This is a genomic window from Vagococcus lutrae (genome assembly GCF_023299185.1).
GTDB classification, from domain to species: Bacteria; Bacillota; Bacilli; order Lactobacillales; family Vagococcaceae; genus Vagococcus_A; species Vagococcus_A lutrae.
The window spans coordinates 666,575-684,730 of the sequence record NZ_CP097017.1 but is presented as its reverse complement, the minus strand read 5'-3'; the positions used below and the strand labels follow the sequence as shown (position 1 = coordinate 684,730).

The window sequence follows — 18,156 nt, the reverse complement described above, 5'->3', positions numbered from 1 at the left end:
GGTGAAACTAGTTGGGATAGTCGGTTCAAATGCGAGTTTGTCGTATAATCGTCGTTTATTACAATATATTGAGAAAAATTATTCTGATAAATTTGACTTAACGTTGATTGAAATAGATCAAGTACCGCTTTTTAATCAAAGTCATGATCAAACTAACTCTGAGGTGATACAATCAATTCATCGTCAGATCGAACAGGCAGACGGTGTTATTATTGCTACACCTGAGCATAATCATACGATTCCAGCTGCTCTTAAAAGTTTGCTTGAATGGTTATCATTTAAAATTCATCCATTGGAAAATAAGCCAGTGTTGATTGTAGGGGCATCCTACTATGCACAAGGCTCATCGCGAGCGCAGTTACATTTACGCCAAATTTTAAATGCACCGGGTTTACATGCGATGGTAATGCCAGGACATGAATTTTTGTTAGGTAATGTCAAAGAAGCTTTTGATGAAAATGGTCAATTAAAAGATGAGAAAACCAAAACGTTGCTCACACAAACCTTAGAAAAGTTTCAGCGTTTTGTCCGTTTGGTAACGGCGATAGATAAAGTTGAATCGTAATAAAACACAAAAAAAGAGTGAATAAAAAATTCACTCTTTTTTTTATATGTTTAAGAAAAACCAAACCAACCTAACGGGAAGAGTCCGAATTGTGAGACAACTGTAATCTGATGTTCTTTTACTCCTAGCTCCTCCATGATGGTGGCTTTGATATCATCTTCCGAATAGTGACTTTGTAGCTGATAATAAAATGTATTGCCTTTTTTGTTGGCTGTGATAAACCGCCACTTGCCTAGAAAAGAGAAAGCATCGATATTAGGTTGCTGAGAGAGATTACGCAAGATAATAGTCCGAGTAGGTGCCCAATCTTCATTAAAAACACCTGATTGTTTTTCTAAAAAAGCAATTCTTTTCTTCGTTTGATAGCGTGTGATAATAGATAAAATCCAAATGATGAATAACGCGATAAGCGGAAGTTGAATCACGAAAAAAGGCAGACTTATTTTCTTGGTTTCGGACAGTGTAAGTAAGAGCGTCCAGACTAACATGAATGTGATAATCATTATATTTTTAAAGTTAAGCACATCGCTAGCGAATTGCTTTAAAAAGTCTAACTCTGTCTTCGTATGTTCGCTCAGCTCAATCGTATTCGGAGAATGAGTACCATAGAGATAAATCACGGTAGCTTGATAGAATGGTATTTTACGTGCAACAAAATGTTTATATTCGTGACTAAGTGCCTTGTTTTCTTCTGATGACAATGATGTCGAAAGGAAATCAATCGATAGATTATCGGCAGAAGTGGAAGTATCTTGGGATTGAAAATAGTAGCGCAACCCTTTTACACTTGTGAGCATCCAACCTTTCGCATTCATTTTAGCGATATATTTTCGTTCTTTCCAACTACCTGGAATAAAAACTCTTATTCTTTTCATCATGGATTCTCCTTTGTCATGTTATATAGGAGTTCAATAAACTTGTCTTGTTTTTCTAATAATGTTTTGCCACGTTCTGTTAAAACGTATTGTTTACGTGCGCCTTCTTCGGAAACTAATTGGATGTAGTCACGTTCGAGAAAATCGGCAATAGTTCGATACATTGTAGCGGGTCCTACAGTCAACTGACCGGCTGTTGCGCTTTCGATATATTGCATCATCTGATAACCGTGAGCTGGCTTTTGTAAGCTGTGTAGGATTAAATACCCTGAGTAATTAAGTGGAATAGTGAGATCTTTTTTATCTGCCATCATGTCACTTCTTTCATAACTAATTCTAGTATGTATAAACTATTGTATACCCATATTGGTTATATCACAAGTGGATATATTTTAATTTGGTGAGAAAATAGGGGGTTGACACCGTTTTCATACTATTGTATATTGTAGTTGATGATCATCAAAACTAATGTGTAACTATTTAATTAGGCACTACTTAGTAAAGCGAGAAGTCGCTTTATAAAGTAGTGCCTTTTTTTATTATCAGAAAGGATGATTGAAATGAAAAAGTGGAAAACGTTATTAGTCTTAGTAAGTTCTATATTAGTTTTAGGAGGTTGTCAAAAAGCGACACCGAAAGAAGAAGTGAAAGATGACAAAACGGAAGAGACAGTTCTTTATGTAACACGTCATGGGAAAACAATTTTTAATGAGATGAAAAAAGTTCAAGGTTGGAGTGACACGCCACTGACAGAGCCAGGTGTCGAGGTAGCCAAAGAACTTGGTAAAGGGTTGAAAGACGAAGGCTTAACTTTTGATTATGTTTATTCAAGTGATGCTGGTCGTGCAAGGGAAACAGCGCAACTTGTATTAGAAGAATTGGGACAAAAAGATACTGTAATCAATGAATCACGTGACTTAAGAGAAATGTTTTTTGGTAAGTTTGAAGGTGACTTAGATGAGGTCATGTGGGGACAAGCTGCACAAACTCTAGGGTATAAAGATGAAGCAGATGTAAAAGAGAATTTAAAAGTGTTAGGTTTAGAGAAAATTACGGATGCGATGGCCGAAAATGACGAAACAGGTCAATTTGAAACTTATGTTGAATTACGTGAACGTGTTCAAGGTCAATTGACAGACATAGCGAAAGAAGTAGAGGAAAAGGGTGGAGGAAATATTCTAGTTGTGTCTCATGGTATGGCTATTAGTGCGTTTCTATCTGATCTGACAGATGAAGATACAGACCGTCCTTTACCAAATGCAAGTGTTTCTAAAGTCATCTACAAAGACGGCTCATTTGATGTACAATCTATCGGAGACACATCTTATATTGAGTAAAACGAAAGAAGTGTTTGACATCGCTTTCTTTATGTGTTAAGATGAAATCAAATAGAAGGAGTGTAACTGACTCGATCAGGCACCACCAATCCAATTAGTACGTGAGATACTTTGGTTTGGTGTTTTTTTTTGCTAAAATGAGAGGTGATGGCTATTTATACCATTGTAAAATCCCTTAATAATAATTTAGTTTTAGCGACAGATCAACATGATGAAGAATTAGTATTATTTGGAAAAGGGATTGGTTTTAAAAAGAAAAAAGGTGATGAACTTAGTGACGCTAACATCACAAAGATTTTTAGATCTAAAGAATTCAACCATACGACACCGGCTATGATAGCAGACATATCACCAGAAGTTTTGACACTGACAGAAACGATTGTTGATATGGGAGAAGCAGAGTTAAAAAAAGCATTGAATACGACACTTTTGTTTTCATTAGCAGATCACATACAAGCTGCTATTGAGCGACTCAATCAGAATCAGTTGTTAGATGAAAACACGTTACAGTGGGAGATTCCCTTTCTGTATTATCAAGAGTATCAGATGGGGCTTAAGGCTCTAGCAAAGATCAATGAAACGCTAGGTGTTACTTTACCCAAGTGCGAGGCTTCTTTTATCGCGTTGCATTTTGTGAATGCACAAAACGATTTTGATTCGATGAATGAAACAATGATGATTGCTCAGATTACTAAAAGCATCGTGCGTACGATTCAGTCATTATTTGATATTTCATTAAATAAGGAAAGTATCTCATATTCACGTTTTGTCACACATATACGTTACTTTATGAATCGACAATTTCATCAACAACAGTTACCTACTCGTCAAAACGAAACATTATATGAAATTATTCAATCACAATATCCAAAAAGCTATGCCTGTGGTCTTATGATTAGAGAAATGTTGAAAAAAGAGTACCACATTGATGTGAGTGATGATGAAATGATTTATCTCATTATTCATATCGAAAGAGTGGTAGAAGAAACACAACAAATCCCAATTAAATAGTAAAATAAAAATCGCAATAGGCGTGCAACGAAAGGCATTAACCTAGGCGAAAGTTCAAGATGAGTGCATATATCATCAGAGACTTTTGCTTAGGTTATTTTTTTCAGGACAAAGGAGGAAAACATGAATCATCAAGAATTAGCTCAGACGATTATTGAGAAAATGGGTGGAAAAAGCAATATTAGCCAATGTTGGCATTGTATTACAAGACTGCGCTTTAATGTGAAAGATGACAATAAAATAAAATTAGATGAAATTAAGGCGCTAGATGGTGTTATCGGTGCACAATTTCAAAGTGGACAGTTTCAGGTCATTATTGGTAATGAGGTTGCCAATGTCTACGAAGAAATTCATCACATAATAGGAGATGGCCTTGATAATGATAGCCAGTCTTCAGGTAAAAATGGAAATATACTAGACAGAATATTTGATGTGATATCGGGTATTTTTAATCCGATATTAGCTGCCATCACAGGAAGCGGTTTACTAAAAGGGTTAATGACTATTTTAGTTGCGACTAACTTATTATCTGATCAAAGTTCAACATATGCTGTACTAGATGCTATTTCAAATGCTGCGTTTCATTTCTTACCGTTTCTCATAGCATTCTCAGCGGCAAGTAAGTTTCGGGCAAATCAATCTTTAGCTGTTGCATTAGCAGGTATTTTAATGTATCCAACCTTTTTGGAAAATGCAGCGTCTGGTGAGATTGCTAGTCTAAAGTTCATTGGTCTCACAATCCCAATGAATAATTACGCCTCATCAGTTATTCCGATTATTTTAGGCGTTTGGTTATTAAGCTATGTGGAGAAATACATGAAAAAATGGGTGCCAAGCTCACTGTCAATTATTTTTGTTCCGATGTTATCATTACTGATTACTGCGCCGATTTTACTAGCATTTATTGCACCATTAGGCACAACGATTGGCTCTTATTTAGAGCGTTTCTTTACGACACTATTTGATGTTGCTGGACCATTAGCAGGTGCTTTGATGGGTGGCTTAATGCCACTGATTGTTATTACTGGAATGCATTATGCCTTTTTCCCAGGAACATTTGCAAGTTTTGAAAAATTTGGCTATGACATTATGTTACTACCAATGAACTTAGTGGCAAACTTAGCGCAAGCGGGAGCTACTTTAGGCGTGTTTATCAAAACAAAAGATAGCAAGATGAAACAATTAGCCTTTTCATCTTTTATCCCAGCTGTGTTTGGAATTACCGAGCCAGCTATCTATGGAGTAACGATGAAACTGAAAAAACCTTTCTATGCCAGTATGATGGGAGGGGCTGTTGGGGGCGCGATATTTGGAGCCTTCACAGTTAAAGCGATGAGCTTTACCGTCCCTGGAGTGCTAGCAATTCCTACGTACCTGGATAGTCAATCAAACAACTTATTGTTTGCACTAATGGGAGTGGGCGCTAGTTTTGCTATCGGTCTAGTGATGACCCTTGTATTAAAATTTGATACGGGTGCCTCTGACCCCAATGAAAAAGAAAAAGAGACGAAAACTGTCGTTGAAATTCAAGATAAAGAGGGACCTATTTCGATAGTTTCACCATTAAAAGGGGAAGTCGTCTCATTAGAAGAGTGTCCAGATGAAACCTTTGCTTCAGGTATTGTAGGAAAAGGTATCGGTATCTATCCAACAGAAGGCTTAGTAAAAGCTCCATTTAACGGAACGGTTACGATGACAACGCCTACTAATCATGCAATAGGTATCCTATCTGATGAAGGTGTGGAGTTATTGATCCATGTTGGATTGGACACTGTAGATTTGAAAGGTAAGGGCTTTGAACGTCTCGTGGAAGAGGGAGCAGCGATTAAACAAGGCGATTCATTGTTAACCTTTGATATAGCGTTTCTAAAAGCGCAAAATATTAACTTATTTTCACCTGTCGTCGTGACAAACACACCTAATTTTTTAGATGTAGTCCCTACGACAACTAATAAAACAGCGATTAACGCAATCAATCAAGAAATTTTGGTTGCGATTAAATAAATAGGAGGAATATAGAATGAAAGAATTACAAACAGGATTTCCAAAGGACTTTTTATGGGGGGGCGCAACAGCAGCCAATCAGATTGAAGGCGCATATAACTTAGGTGGGAAAGGTATGTCTACTTCTGACTATGCGGCATACAAAGATCCATATGCTTCAGGAAAAGTTGATAATTTTACGTTTAACGTTTCCTCAAAAGAGTTAGAAGAATATAAAGCAAATCCAGATAAATATCTGTTTCCAAAACGTTGGGGAATTGATTTTTACCATCGTTATAAAGAAGACATCGCATTATTTGCAGAGATGGGCTTTAAGACATTCCGACTTTCTATTTCTTGGGCGCGTATTTTCCCAACAGGGTTAGAAGATGAGCCAAATGAAGAAGGGTTAGCATTTTATGACAAAGTTTTTGATGAGTGCGCGAAATATGGTATTGAGCCATTGGTGACTATGTCACATTATGAGATGCCGATTACATTAACAGAAAAATATAACGGATGGGCAAGTCGTGAATTAGTTCCACTTTTTGAAAAATATGCGCGTGTTCTATTCGAACGCTATAAATCAAAAGTAAAATACTGGATCACATTTAATGAGATGAACATGAACTTAAACTCGTTATATACAGGAGCAGGTGTTTTAGAAGACTTGATTAAACCAGAAGATAAGTTGCAAGTTACGTATCAAGCTTCCCATCATCAGTTCTTAGCAAGTGCTTTAGCAGTGAAAGCGGCACGCGAAATTATGCCAGACGCTAAGATTGGATGTATGATTAACCAAATTGAGTCTTATGCTCGTACAACAAAACCAGAAGACCAATTACAAGCGCTAAAATCAAATCAGCTAAACATGTTCTATCCAGATGTTCAAGCGCGTGGTGAATATCCAACCTATATGGTGCGTTATTTCCATGATAATGGGATTAAATTAGAGATGGAACCAGAAGATGCTCAAATCTTAAAAGAAGGAACAATTGATTACGTTGCGATTAGTTACTATATGTCACACGTAACAGAAGCACGTGAAGATGCAGATAAGCTAGCAGGATCATTTGACAGTCCGATTAAAAATGAGCACCTAGAATTATCACAGTGGGATTGGCCAATTGATCCAATCGGTCTACGCATTTCATTAATGAAATTATATGATCGTTATGAGCTACCATTGTTCGTGTGTGAAAATGGATTAGGAGCGAAGGATGAATTAACAGAAGATGGTCGAGTCCATGATGACTATCGAATCGACTATATCAGACAACACGTTGCTCAAATGAAAGAAGCTATAAAAGATGGTGTTGAATTGATGGGGTATACGACATGGGGTTGTATTGATTTAATCAGTTGTGGTACATCTCAAATGTCTAAACGTTATGGTTTTATCTATGTTGATCAAGATGACAAAGGTGAAGGGACATTAGAACGCTATCGTAAAGATTCGTTTTACTGGTATAAAGATGTCATTGCAAGCAACGGAGAAAAGCTGTAAGAATATAGATAAGTTGAAAACACCGAGTTTATCTCGGTGTTTTTTTGTTACCTATAAATAGAAAGTAGTTTAAAATAAATAGTATAGAATATATTAAACAAGTAAAAGTTAAAAGAGATGATAACAAAGGTATCTACAATAGTTATTAAAGGAGATAATGAGATGAATCGGTTGAAAGAACTTAAAGAAGCACGTGAGGCTGCCAAAAAAACAATAAAAACGATTGATAATGCTATAAATACTCTAGCTAATGCTCAATCTTGGGGAGTATGGGATATGTTAGGAGGGGAATTTATAACAAGTTGGGTAAAGAGAAGAAAAATTAAAGAGGCAAATGAAGATATTTTAAAACTTAATAAGTCAATGAAACATCTGAATAAAGAGCTAGAAGATATTAACATGCTGTTACCAAATCGCATAAGTCAAACATTTTCTGATACAGTTTTGGACCTATGGTTAGATAATGTTTTTACGGATATTAGAGTGCAAGGTGAGATAAAGCAAACACTAGAAAAACTGAGACAGTTGAAAAAGACAATTCAAAATTTAATTGCAAATATTGAAGTTGAAATCAAAGAAATAGAAACTCCAAAATAAATATGTTTTTTATAGTCTAGATATGCTTGATTAGTTGAATACAAACTCGTTCTATTTGATTAATTCAAAACAGCAAGCGGAGGAGAAGTACTCAAGACAATGAATATTCCCCTCGACCAAATAAATTAAATGCTCATTGTTAACGCCTGTTGCCATTCGGCCAGGCGTTTTTTGTGTTGGCCATTATTAGCACCGCTGGTCGAGCCACACTTTATTAATGGAAAACTTTTTATCTCAGGTATCGTTAAGGCAGTTTGATAAGCTGTATGGCCATTTGCGATAATTGTGGTGATTGACGGATGTGTGTTTAAAAAAGAAAAGTCATTGAGTTTGGTCGTTTCAAACTGATGATCCATACTTCCTTGTCGTTGAAACTGACCGTACACGTCCCAAAGGCCAATACGGTGTTTTTCCAACAGTGCTAGTCGTTTGGAATAATCGAGCGGATCATTTTCTCCTAAACAAGTAAAGACAATCTTCCAGAATTGATTGCCTTTATTACCATAATAGCGCTGTTGTTTTAAAGACTGAATACTTGGTGCACTTCCTAATATGAGTTTCTCTGTTTTTTCTGAAATAAAGGGTGCCAAGCCTGACTGTAATGACATACGTTTCTTCCTTTCAATATTTAGGTAGAATTAGTTTAATGTGCGATATATAACGAATAGATAATTGGGACAAAAATCATAGAGGCTAGTAAGATAAAGTATAAAGCTAAAAGAGTTGGAAAAAACAGGGAACTAAATATCATTAGTAGGCCTCCGATAACCCATGTTCTGCCAGCTACACGGTGAGTGCGATACCAATTATCTGCGCTAGAAAGGGTTGTAGGGATTTTAATCCCTAAAGTATAGTTTTGGGGTACTTGTGGTAATATATTGCCAATGATAATAAAGAGTAATGGTAGCAAAAATGGTAGTAACTTGATAAAAGTAAATGTATCATTTAAGGCAACTTGTATCGATCCCAGTGTGACAAATAAGGTTAAGACAGGGAGTAACCAATAAAACCAGGTCATGATTGTTTGATTTTGAGGTTCACCTTTTTTATCTTCTATATATAGTAGAAAAAGTTGTAATAAAAATAAGAAGAAGGGAAACATTAAGAATGTTGTTTTTGAAACATAACGGTCTGGCTCAAATTTCCAATCAAAATGAACAGGGATTTTGACTGGTAGATTTGAAAACTGAATGAGGATAATCATAAAAGGGATGATGAAAAATAAAAGGCTAGCTTTATGTTTTTTTACTAATTTTTTCATGTGACACACTCCTACATAAATGATTGAAACCAAATCATAGCTTCTTGAATGACGCTAAGATTTAATTCATAGATAATATAATTCTTGTCTTTTCGTTCGCGTATCATTTTAGCTTCTTTAAGTTGCTTCAAATGATGGCTGATAGTGGCTGGCGATTGAGAGAAATGACTGCTAATATCTCCTGCTGTCATTGGCCCTTTTTTTAGCAATACAATAATGTCATATCGAATGGGGTGTCCGATAGCCTTGAATAGCTCGAGAGATGACGACATAGTAAACCTCCTATTTTGATTTTTTTCTAAATAGAGCATACCATCTAATTTGAATTTTATCAAATTAGATGGTTGTTTTATTATAAAAAATTATTCTGGTTTCTTGTGTTCCCACAAATGAGATTTAAACACAAAAGAAAAAATAGCAAAGAATGAAATCATACTTGTGATAGTTGTAAATGACGCCGCATTTAATGAGCCAGCTAATAGGAGGGTAGGAAATAGTGCTACGATTAATTTTTCGAAAAAGAGAATCATCCGTTCCGTCTCGCTTTTTGGTATTGAAGTAAAGCGAGCGATTAAGTTCATGATAATTACAAAGATGATAAATAAGCCAAATAATAAGACCATTAAGAAAAGGCCAACGGATGCTAATTCACGAAAGTCAATTTGCAAAATTTCTAATAAGACCGATTCATTAGAAATTCTGAAAATAAAGACATCAATGACTTTTTTCAAGATAAATAAAAAAAGGGCAATTAAAACAAGGGTAAAGAGCATATGGACGAGCGAGCGTTTTATCCGACGGCTATTGAGCTTCATTTTTATTATCCCCCCTTTCTTTACTTTTAGTATACGATATCTCGTGTAAAATAGCTTATTTATAGATAAAGACCCTTTTAAAAGACGAAATAATTGAAACAATTTTGTTACAATAGGCTTGAAATAATGAAGAAAAGATAAAAAAAATATTTTTAAATAAAAAAATGAAAAAGAATGAGTGTTCGCATATCAAGGTTAATTAAATTGTGATGGGCGAGATAGTTCCTAATAATAAAGGATTTTTACTGTTTGTTTGCCTATATTAAATAATCAACTGTGACGATTCGTAACAGAGTATAGCAAGTTGTTACGGTTTTTCAATTGTTTTGTAACATAGATATGTTTTAATAGTATCCGTAGCAAAAATAAACCATCTACTCGAAACACATGTAGATGACAAAGGAGAAATTTTCAACATGAAGTTAACAAAGTCGATTTTAGGATTAGGTCTTATGAGTGCAGCACTTTTCACAGCAGGTATGAAAGCAGACGCAGCAGAAGTAAAACATACTGTTCAATCAGGTGATACATTATCAGCAATTTCACTACGTTATTTTGGTGACGCATCTCAATACAAAGTGATTGCAGATAAAAATGAAATCAAAGATGCTAACTTAATTATGCCTGGTCAAGTATTAGTTTTAGACACAGATAAACAAGTTGTTTACACAGAGCCTACTGAGGCAGAAGTTGCAGCAGCTGAAGAAGTTGTAGAAGTAGCGCCAGTTCAAGAAGCAGCTCCTGCACAATCAAGCTATGTAGCAAACAGCTCATCTGCTAAAGAGTGGATTGCAATGAAAGAATCTACGAACAACTACAATGCGACAAATGGTCGTTATATTGGTAAATATCAATTAGATGCTTCTTATTTAAATGGTGACTACTCACCAGAAAACCAAGAACGTGTTGCGGATCAATACGTAGCAGGTCGTTATGGTTCTTGGGAAAATGCCCAAGCATTTTGGTTAGCAAACGGCTGGTACTAAGTCGAATAAATGAAATGAAAACCGTCTTTCTTAGGAAAGGCGGTTTTTTTGTCGTCTAATAGAGGAAATATGCTAAACTTACAAGTAGAGAGTATATGGTAAAGGAGAACGTTATGAAACTTTTGCATACGGCCGATTGGCATATTGGTAAGCAATTAAATGGCTTTGATTTATTAGAAGAACAGTGGCATGCTTTTACACAGATAAGAGAGATTGCGAAAATGGAAAAGGTTGACGGGATTATTATTGCAGGGGATTTATTTGACCGCGCGATACCGTCAGTCAGTGCGGTTAAAGCGCTCAATGAGATGTTTTACTTACTAAATATGGAGGACGGCTTTCCGATTTATGCAGTAAGTGGTAATCATGATAGCGCTCAGCGGTTGCAATTTGGTGGCGAGTGGTTTGAGCGACAACACTTGCATTTGGCGACGACAATAGCGGACGCTTTGAAGCCGATTGAAACGGCCACAACCCAAGTGTTTTTACTCCCATTTTTTGATCCGATAGATGCTCGAATTTATTTTGAAAAAGAACCGGATGAGATTAGAACGATAAACGATGCCATGCCGTTAGTGATAAACGAGATGACGACACAGTTTCATCCAGAAAAGCATCAACTGTTAGTGACCCATTTTCATGTGCAAGGAGAAGGCAATGAAGCTTACGAATTAACAAGCGAAACGACGTCGACGGTTGGCGGATTGAGCGCGGTTGCTGCGAGTCATTTTCAAGCGTTTGATTATGTGGCGCTAGGGCATTTGCATTTATATCAAGCAAGTCCTAATCATAAAATGCGTTACAGTGGGTCGCCAGTTAAATTTAATACAAAGGAAGCGAAGAATCAAAAAGGAGTCTATATTGTTGAATTAGACGGGGAACTTACGACACGTTTTATACCGATTCAGCCGAAAAAAGATTTGATTGTATTAAAAGGCACGTATGAAGAACTATGCTCGTCTGAATTTTACACGCAGCAACCAACTAAAGGAAGTGCCTTTTTTAGTATTAAATTAACCAATCGCCCATTAGATCAAAATCCACGTCAGCGATTGAGTGAGATTTATGGGGATATCGTAGAATTGCATTATTTATTAGAAAAAACAAGTGGCGATATGGAAATTCAACATATGAGAAAGCGCACGGCGTTGAATGAGGAAGAAATGATTGCTACCTTTTATGAAGAGATGACGGGTCAACCGCTGAGTGACAGGCAGCAAGAGTGGACGGAAGAAACGTTGATTTCGCTTAGAAAGGAAGGAGGACAATCATGAAACCATTACGTTTAACGATGAATTATTTTGGGCCACATCGTCAGGCTGATATTGATTTTACAGAGTTTGTGTCGGATGATTCCGCCTTGTTTTTAATTAGTGGTGATACGGGGTCAGGAAAGACGACGATTTTTGATGCGATGACGTATGCTTTATTTGGTGAAGGCACGAGTAGTCGCGAACCTAAAGAAATGCGTAGTGATTTTGCAACTGGTACCGATGAGACGAGTGTGCGTTTTATTTTTGAACATCATGACCGTTACTATCAGGTCGTTCGTTACCCAGAGCAATGGCTAGATGCTAAAAATGAAAAACGACTGGTAAAAAAACCAACGCGCCAAACGTTTGTCGAACTGACAGGCTTTGATGGCGAAGAAATAGGGACGGCCTTTACGAAGAAAAATGAAGTCGATGCACGCGTGAGCGAGTTACTAGGATTGACGGCTGACCAATTTCGTCAGATTATTTTATTACCGCAAAATGATTTTCGTCAGTTCCTATCAGCAAAAAGTGATGAAAAAGGAACGATTTTAAGGCAATTGTTTGGTACGGAAATCTATGACCTTTTTACAGAAAACATGAAAGAAAAACGGGCAACGATAGCTAAAAAGATGAATCATTTAAAAACACAGTGGCAGACACTCTTCGAGCAGATTGAATGGGATGAAGAGGAACAAGCTCTGATTGATATGTGTCGGACGGATGATGAACGATTATTTAGTGTCAAAGAAAAACTGACAACCATGTTAAAACATAATGAACAGTTGGAGCAACAGTATCATAAGGTGAAAGAACAGCAAGATAAACAACGACAAGTCGTGGAAGAAGCTAAGACGCTGTTACAAAAATTTGCCGAGTTAAATAATGATGAAGCACGGTTAGAAGCCTTACTTGCTGAAAAAGCATCAAAAGCGCAGCAAAGACAAGAAGTCGAGCACTTAACGTATTTGGAGCAATATCGCCCGCTCTATCTCGAGCAAACACAAGTGACACGTGATTTAGCAGAGCATCGAAAGATGAAGGAAACGTTAAGCGAAGAGTTAGGGTCACTTGAAAAAGATAGAGAAGAGCTTGAAGTTAACTGGCAGGAACTTGAGAAATGTCAAGAAGAGTGTAGAGAGTGGGAGGAAGAGAAACATACAATCGTGTTACAAAAGTTACCACTGGCTGAAGAACAATTTGAAAAGAAACGTGAACAAAAACTATTAGATAAAAAAATAAACGAAATAACTCAAATCATCGAGGAATACGATGTAAACGAAAGGCGTTTAAAAGAAGAAAAAGAAGTCATTCAAACACAATTAGCTGAGTTAACCCATCTCGAACAGCACGTAGTCATCCTAGAATCATTGGAGTGGCAACTTGATACATTAAAAAAGAGCGAGCAGCATTGGCATGACTTGACACAACAACAAAAAGCACAGAAACACGACTATGACACATTGCTATTACAACAAACAGATTTAATGGAACAATTAGAGGTAGCACGTGAAACGTATGACAGACAGAAAAGTCGACGTCAAGACTTGATGCTTCGCCAACTACGACTGGAATTACAAGATGGTGAAGCCTGTTTAGTATGTGGTAGTAAGGAACATCCTTATCGTGAACATGAGGCAGAAGAGATGTCTGAAGAGGCGTTAAAAGAAGCATTTAAAGAATTAGAAGAGGCAGAAAAAGTATGTCAGTTGTTAGAAAAACGATTATCCTCTTTAGCGGCTAAATGTGAACGTGCTGAAAAAGATGTCGCGCGACTTATAGAAGAGGTGTCAACTAGCGAACAAGCTTATCACACCGCCTATGATGCGCTCGTTTCAAAAGGAAGCGCTGTGTTTGAAGCAGAGTGGTCTGATAAAATACGCAGTACAGAGTATCTAGCGACTGTGTTATCTGATATAGCTAAGAAATTGAGTAAACAAAAAACACAGTATCAGGAGTTAACGGAAAAAGTATCGTCACTAGATGAAGAGTATGATGCTTTATTAGTGAAGAAACAAGAGGCTGAAGCTGTTAAACAAAACGCCTTAGCTGATATGAGTGCTATTCAAACACGTTTGAAAAGTATTGCAGACTCAGAACCTACCTTAGAGTCGTCTGATGTCTTAAAAGAAAAAGTAGCACAATTAACTGAGAAGATTGAGAGCTTTGATCAAACACAATTAAAATTAAAAGAGCAAAAAGAGGTACAGCAAACACGTACGGTTAAAGTTGAAAGTCGCTTAGCTGAAGAAAAGAAATATGTTCGCCAATTATCTGAACAAGCCGATCATCTTGAAGTAAAACTAAATGATGCGTTTAAAGGACAGATGAAGACGAAGGATTGGGATGAGTTTATCGAACAGTTAGCTTCATTCTCTTCAGAAGTCCTTACGAATTTAGTAGCAGAAGTGGCACGTTTTGATACGATGTTAAAGACGACAGAAGAAAAGGTAGCAGTGTTGAAAAAAGAGATTGGGGAGCAATCACGGCCAGATTTAACTCTTTTGGAAGCAAAACTCTCAGATTTAGAAGAAGAAACGATTAAAGCAGACCGATACTGGCAAGCAGGTGTTAAAGACTCTCTTCAACTCACACAAATCAAAGAGCAGCTAGAAGCGTTGCAAGAAAAGCTAGGCAATGATGAAACGATGGCTCGTGAACTTGAGGAATTGGTTCAAGTATTAACCGGTAAGAGCGAGCATCGCTTAACTTTAGAACGGTATGTCTTGCAATCGTATTTAATAGAAGTATTAGAGTATGCCAATGCTCATTATTTTTCTGAATTGACGAATGGACGGTATCAATTTGTATTAAATCAGGATGTTGGCAGTTATGCGACTCAAACTGGGTTAGAAATAGATGTCTTTGACTTTGATACGAATGAACGTCGTTCGACTGAAACGCTATCCGGAGGAGAAAGTTTTATTGCCGCTCTGTCTATTGCGCTATCACTGGCTGAGGTCGTACAAGCTCATTCTGGTGGCGTGCAAATTGAAGCGTTGTTTGTTGATGAAGGATTTGGTTCTTTAGACCAGGAAACGCTTGAAAAATCAATGATGGCATTGGAAAAAATTGGAGAAAGTGGTCGGATGGTAGGTGTTATTTCGCACGTGACGGAGATGAAAGCTAGAATTTCGCCACAATTAGTGATACAAAAACTTGGCAATGGCCGTAGTCGAATTGAAAAGAGATTACTTTAAAAAGGAGCTGTCACATGAGTGAAGAATGGGTCAATATTGGTGGTTGGATGATAGGGTCCAATGAAGCAGCAGAGTATGAGCGTGACCGGGAAGCTTTAGCTAGTCTTTTAATCGAACGCTTGTCAGAACAATGTACAGACGTTTATCGAGGCGGACAAGGCTCAGAAGATGGAGACTATATATCAGCACAGCATCCCAAAGGGTTTAGCGTCTTTGTGCATCTTGATCCTAGTGAGGTTGAGCGGTATCGTTCTTTTGAAGACAAGGAAGCGTATGTGGAGGATTTGCTCTTTGTCAGCGAACAAGAACATCGTTATTATCAACAACCTGGCAAAATAGAAATGTCTTTGGAAGAAGGGGTTCCAGATTGGCAAGCTTTTCTTAAAAAGGCTTATGAAGAAGCGGGAAAGAAGCCTCCTTTATAAAAGGGAGGCTTCTTTTGAGCTTCATGCTAGACATCTTACAAAAGGTAAGATATAATTAGTTCGAAATCGAGATAAATGGAGGTGTTCCAATTGAAAAAACATGAGTTACCTTTAAACTTATTGATTGGTACAATGCGAACGAGTCGGTATTTAGAACAACAAGTTAAACAAGACGTAAAACAATATGGGTTAAATATGACGGAGTTCGCCGTCCTCGAGTTCTTATATCATAAAGGACGTCAACCTATTCAACAGATTTCAGAGAAGATATTAATCGCGAGCAGTAGTACAACCTATGTCATTGACCAATTGGGGAAAAAAGGGCTAGTCAATCGCGCACTCTGTCAAAAAGACAAGCGTGTGACGTATGCCGAGTTAACGAAAAAAGGGACGACTCTTATGGCAACAATTTTTCCTAAACATGCCGAAAAGATTATGGAACTTTTCTCCGTGTTAACGAAATCTGAACAAGAGACACTATTAGAAGCGTTAAAAAAAATAAGTCGTTATTAGATTTATTTTTTTGGGAAAATGCTTCGAAATCGAGATAAAAAGGAGCGAGAATTATGAAAGACATGGAAGATATGACGTTATTAGGATTGCACCATGTGACAGCTATGACTCATGATGTACATCAAAACTATCGTTTTTTTACTGAGGTGCTAGGAATGAGATTGGTTAAAAAAACAGTTAATCAAGATGATATTCATACGTACCATACATTTTATGCAGATGATGTAGGGACTCCAGGGACGGATGTGACGTTTTTTGACTTTCCGCAAAGTGTAGCAGGACGAGCGGGAACCGATAGTTTATATCGGACAAGTTTTCGTGTTCCTAGTAATGCGTCACTTCTTTATTGGCAAGAGCGTTTGACTTCTTTCGGTGTTAAAACGTCGGAGATAGAAACACGTTTTGGTTCGAAGGTGCTTTTATTCGAGGAGGAAGATGGACAGCGTTATCAGCTGATTTCTGACGAAGATAACAAGGGCGTCGCTGGAGGTATCCCGTGGCAAGCAGGACCTGTCCCTAAAGAACATGCCATTTACGGGTTAGGTCCGATTGAAATTCATCTGCGACATAAACAAGTGTTTCAAGAGTGGTTAGAAAAGCTCTTTGGTTTTCGTGTGATTGTTGAAGAAAATGAACGAACGTTATTAGAAGTCGGTGAAGGTGGACATGGTGGTCAAATACATTTGGTTGAAAATCAGACGGACACGACGAGCCGTCAGGGTGATGGAGAGATTCATCACGTCGCCTTTCGTGTGAAAAATCGTGAAGCGCTCAATCAGTGGCAACAACGATTGGAAGCAAGTGGTTTACGTCACTCAGGCTATGTAAATCGCTTTTATTTTGAATCGTTATATGTGCGTGTCGGTCCAATCCTGATCGAACTAGCAACAGATGAGCCAGGATTTATGGGAGATGAGCCTTATGAAACATTAGGTGAGTCGCTATCATTACCACCATTTTTAGAAGCCAAGCGCGACTATATCGAATCAGTTATTAAACCGTTCGATACTCGACGCTAAACTGTGCTAGGAGTGAGAGTCTTTTAGCACATTAATCATAAAGGAGAGATGACCGCAAAATTACCAAAATAGGATTTAATATATAAAGAATAAACTAAAAAAAACTATTAAAAGGGAGCTAATATATATGTCAACATTTATCGAAACATTAAAAAACCGTCGTTCTATCTATCAAATTGGGAAAAACGTGACGTTAACTAATGAGGAAGTAGAAACGTTAATTAAAGAAGCTGTAAAAGAAAGTCCTTCTGCCTTTAACTCACAATCTTCTCGTGCAGTTATTTTGTTTGGCGAATCAAGTCAAAAAGTATGGGATATCGTTTTAGGTGAATTAGAGCCATTAACACCGCCAGATGCCTTTGAAGCAACTAAAGAAAAAATTGCCTCATTTGCAGCCGGTCATGGTACGATTTTGTTTTATGAAGATCAAGCGGTTGTTCAACATTTACAAGAGCAATTTGCTTTATATAAAGATAATTTCCCAATCTGGTCTGAACAGTCAACAGGAATTGCTCAACATTCAGTATGGGTAGCCTTATCAGAAGCTGGGGTGGGGGCAACGATTCAACATTACAATCCCCTAATAGATGAAAAAGTAGCAGAGTTGTTTGAAATTCCTGAAACATGGAAACTTACTGGTCAAATGCCATTTGGTTCAAAAGAAGCGGAAGCAGCGCCGAAAGAATATATGGCTGATACAGATCGTTTTAAAACCTTTGCTTAATCAGTCAAAATTTTAGCATTTTTGATTAAAAAGCGTTATACTATAATTACTTACTAAAGGTAAGATATAAAGAACAGATAGCAGA

General features: G+C 37.2%; 18 protein-coding genes and 1 pseudogene. 13 read left to right on the top strand and 6 right to left on the bottom strand.

What is annotated here, in order from left to right:
* Position 1: 1 nt before the first annotated feature.
* A pseudogene (locus M2919_RS03255) lies at positions 2 to 547 on the top strand (NADPH-dependent FMN reductase); the annotation flags it as partial.
* A gap of 68 nt (positions 548 to 615) precedes the next feature.
* Here the strand turns inward: M2919_RS03255 and M2919_RS03250 are convergent.
* The gene (locus M2919_RS03250; RefSeq protein WP_248849226.1) at positions 616 to 1,440 is read right to left on the bottom strand and encodes a hypothetical protein; all 825 of its coding nucleotides are present in this window, start codon (positions 1,438 to 1,440) and stop codon (positions 616 to 618) included.
* Entirely contained in the window at positions 1,440 to 1,751 is a 312-nt protein-coding gene (locus M2919_RS03245; protein WP_248849225.1) for a PadR family transcriptional regulator, read from the bottom strand. Before M2919_RS03245 ends, M2919_RS03250 begins: the two co-directional genes overlap by 1 nt.
* A gap of 249 nt (positions 1,752 to 2,000) precedes the next feature.
* Between M2919_RS03245 and M2919_RS03240 the strand changes: the two genes are divergently transcribed.
* The 5 genes from M2919_RS03240 to M2919_RS03220 all read left to right on the top strand — a co-directional run bounded on the left by M2919_RS03240 (position 2,001) and on the right by M2919_RS03220 (position 7,875).
* Positions 2,001 to 2,777, top strand: coding sequence for a histidine phosphatase family protein (locus tag M2919_RS03240; RefSeq protein ID WP_248849224.1), 777 nt, complete (start codon positions 2,001 to 2,003; stop codon positions 2,775 to 2,777).
* Between the two features lie 147 nt (positions 2,778 to 2,924).
* Positions 2,925 to 3,788: a PRD domain-containing protein gene (locus tag M2919_RS03235; protein ID WP_248849223.1), complete on the top strand. Its 864-nt coding sequence runs from the start codon at positions 2,925 to 2,927 to the stop codon at positions 3,786 to 3,788.
* Between the two features lie 123 nt (positions 3,789 to 3,911).
* Positions 3,912 to 5,792 (top strand): beta-glucoside-specific PTS transporter subunit IIABC, encoded by a 1,881-nt coding sequence (locus M2919_RS03230; RefSeq protein ID WP_248849222.1) that lies wholly within the window; start codon positions 3,912 to 3,914, stop codon positions 5,790 to 5,792.
* 16 nt (positions 5,793 to 5,808) lie between these two features.
* Positions 5,809 to 7,278: a glycoside hydrolase family 1 protein gene (locus tag M2919_RS03225; RefSeq protein WP_023605466.1), complete on the top strand. Its 1,470-nt coding sequence runs from the start codon at positions 5,809 to 5,811 to the stop codon at positions 7,276 to 7,278.
* Between the two features lie 117 nt (positions 7,279 to 7,395).
* Entirely contained in the window at positions 7,396 to 7,875 is a 480-nt protein-coding gene (locus tag M2919_RS03220) for a hypothetical protein (protein ID WP_248849221.1), read from the top strand.
* 125 nt (positions 7,876 to 8,000) lie between these two features.
* On the opposite strand, the gene M2919_RS03215 is transcribed toward M2919_RS03220, so the two are convergent.
* The 4 genes from M2919_RS03215 to M2919_RS03200 all read right to left on the bottom strand — a co-directional run bounded on the left by M2919_RS03215 (position 8,001) and on the right by M2919_RS03200 (position 9,951).
* A complete protein-coding gene (locus M2919_RS03215) occupies positions 8,001 to 8,483 on the bottom strand; it encodes a DNA-deoxyinosine glycosylase (protein ID WP_248849219.1) in 483 nt (160 codons plus the stop codon).
* A gap of 35 nt (positions 8,484 to 8,518) precedes the next feature.
* A complete protein-coding gene (locus tag M2919_RS03210; protein WP_248849218.1) occupies positions 8,519 to 9,136 on the bottom strand; it encodes an SdpI family protein in 618 nt (205 codons plus the stop codon).
* A gap of 11 nt (positions 9,137 to 9,147) precedes the next feature.
* Entirely contained in the window at positions 9,148 to 9,408 is a 261-nt protein-coding gene (locus M2919_RS03205; RefSeq protein WP_023605462.1) for an autorepressor SdpR family transcription factor, read from the bottom strand.
* A 90-nt stretch (positions 9,409 to 9,498) separates the two neighbouring features.
* The gene (locus M2919_RS03200; protein WP_023605461.1) at positions 9,499 to 9,951 is read right to left on the bottom strand and encodes a hypothetical protein; all 453 of its coding nucleotides are present in this window, start codon (positions 9,949 to 9,951) and stop codon (positions 9,499 to 9,501) included.
* A gap of 416 nt (positions 9,952 to 10,367) precedes the next feature.
* Here M2919_RS03200 and apf point away from each other — a divergent pair, with 416 nt between their 5' ends.
* From apf to M2919_RS03165, 7 genes are all read left to right on the top strand, one after another.
* Entirely contained in the window at positions 10,368 to 10,937 is a 570-nt protein-coding gene (gene apf / locus M2919_RS03195; RefSeq protein ID WP_248849216.1) for an aggregation-promoting factor, read from the top strand.
* 113 nt (positions 10,938 to 11,050) lie between these two features.
* Complete coding sequence (locus tag M2919_RS03190) at positions 11,051 to 12,211, top strand: exonuclease SbcCD subunit D (RefSeq protein WP_248849215.1); 1,161 nt, start codon at positions 11,051 to 11,053, stop codon at positions 12,209 to 12,211.
* Entirely contained in the window at positions 12,208 to 15,390 is a 3,183-nt protein-coding gene (locus M2919_RS03185; RefSeq protein ID WP_248849213.1) for an SbcC/MukB-like Walker B domain-containing protein, read from the top strand. Before M2919_RS03190 ends, M2919_RS03185 begins: the two co-directional genes overlap by 4 nt.
* 14 nt (positions 15,391 to 15,404) lie before the next feature.
* Positions 15,405 to 15,815, top strand: a complete 411-nt coding sequence (locus M2919_RS03180; protein WP_248849212.1) for a hypothetical protein — start codon at positions 15,405 to 15,407, stop codon at positions 15,813 to 15,815.
* A 90-nt stretch (positions 15,816 to 15,905) separates the two neighbouring features.
* A complete protein-coding gene (locus tag M2919_RS03175; RefSeq protein ID WP_420857192.1) occupies positions 15,906 to 16,328 on the top strand; it encodes a MarR family winged helix-turn-helix transcriptional regulator in 423 nt (140 codons plus the stop codon).
* 53 nt (positions 16,329 to 16,381) lie between these two features.
* Positions 16,382 to 17,347 (top strand): ring-cleaving dioxygenase, encoded by a 966-nt coding sequence (locus tag M2919_RS03170; protein WP_420857191.1) that lies wholly within the window; start codon positions 16,382 to 16,384, stop codon positions 17,345 to 17,347.
* A 127-nt stretch (positions 17,348 to 17,474) separates the two neighbouring features.
* Positions 17,475 to 18,071: a nitroreductase family protein gene (locus M2919_RS03165; RefSeq protein WP_248849211.1), complete on the top strand. Its 597-nt coding sequence runs from the start codon at positions 17,475 to 17,477 to the stop codon at positions 18,069 to 18,071.
* Positions 18,072 to 18,156: the final 85 nt, after the last annotated feature.

Excerpts from the sequence above, each read along its gene's own strand:
- M2919_RS03250 (WP_248849226.1), bottom strand. The coding sequence starts at position 1,440 with ATGAAAAGAATAAGAGTTTTTATTCCAGGTAGTTGGAAAGAACGAAAA.
- M2919_RS03245 (WP_248849225.1), bottom strand. The coding sequence starts at position 1,751 with ATGGCAGATAAAAAAGATCTCACTATTCCACTTAATTACTCAGGGTAT.
- M2919_RS03240 (WP_248849224.1), top strand. The coding sequence starts at position 2,001 with ATGAAAAAGTGGAAAACGTTATTAGTCTTAGTAAGTTCTATATTAGTT.
- M2919_RS03235 (WP_248849223.1), top strand. The coding sequence starts at position 2,925 with ATGGCTATTTATACCATTGTAAAATCCCTTAATAATAATTTAGTTTTA.
- M2919_RS03230 (WP_248849222.1), top strand. The coding sequence starts at position 3,912 with ATGAATCATCAAGAATTAGCTCAGACGATTATTGAGAAAATGGGTGGA.
- M2919_RS03225 (WP_023605466.1), top strand. The coding sequence starts at position 5,809 with ATGAAAGAATTACAAACAGGATTTCCAAAGGACTTTTTATGGGGGGGC.
- M2919_RS03220 (WP_248849221.1), top strand. The coding sequence starts at position 7,396 with ATGATAACAAAGGTATCTACAATAGTTATTAAAGGAGATAATGAGATG.
- M2919_RS03215 (WP_248849219.1), bottom strand. The coding sequence starts at position 8,483 with ATGTCATTACAGTCAGGCTTGGCACCCTTTATTTCAGAAAAAACAGAG.
- M2919_RS03210 (WP_248849218.1), bottom strand. The coding sequence starts at position 9,136 with ATGAAAAAATTAGTAAAAAAACATAAAGCTAGCCTTTTATTTTTCATC.
- M2919_RS03205 (WP_023605462.1), bottom strand. The coding sequence starts at position 9,408 with ATGTCGTCATCTCTCGAGCTATTCAAGGCTATCGGACACCCCATTCGA.
- M2919_RS03200 (WP_023605461.1), bottom strand. The coding sequence starts at position 9,951 with ATGAAGCTCAATAGCCGTCGGATAAAACGCTCGCTCGTCCATATGCTC.
- apf (WP_248849216.1), top strand. The coding sequence starts at position 10,368 with ATGAAGTTAACAAAGTCGATTTTAGGATTAGGTCTTATGAGTGCAGCA.
- M2919_RS03190 (WP_248849215.1), top strand. The coding sequence starts at position 11,051 with ATGAAACTTTTGCATACGGCCGATTGGCATATTGGTAAGCAATTAAAT.
- M2919_RS03185 (WP_248849213.1), top strand. The coding sequence starts at position 12,208 with ATGAAACCATTACGTTTAACGATGAATTATTTTGGGCCACATCGTCAG.
- M2919_RS03180 (WP_248849212.1), top strand. The coding sequence starts at position 15,405 with ATGAGTGAAGAATGGGTCAATATTGGTGGTTGGATGATAGGGTCCAAT.
- M2919_RS03170 (WP_420857191.1), top strand. The coding sequence starts at position 16,382 with ATGAAAGACATGGAAGATATGACGTTATTAGGATTGCACCATGTGACA.
- M2919_RS03165 (WP_248849211.1), top strand. The coding sequence starts at position 17,475 with ATGTCAACATTTATCGAAACATTAAAAAACCGTCGTTCTATCTATCAA.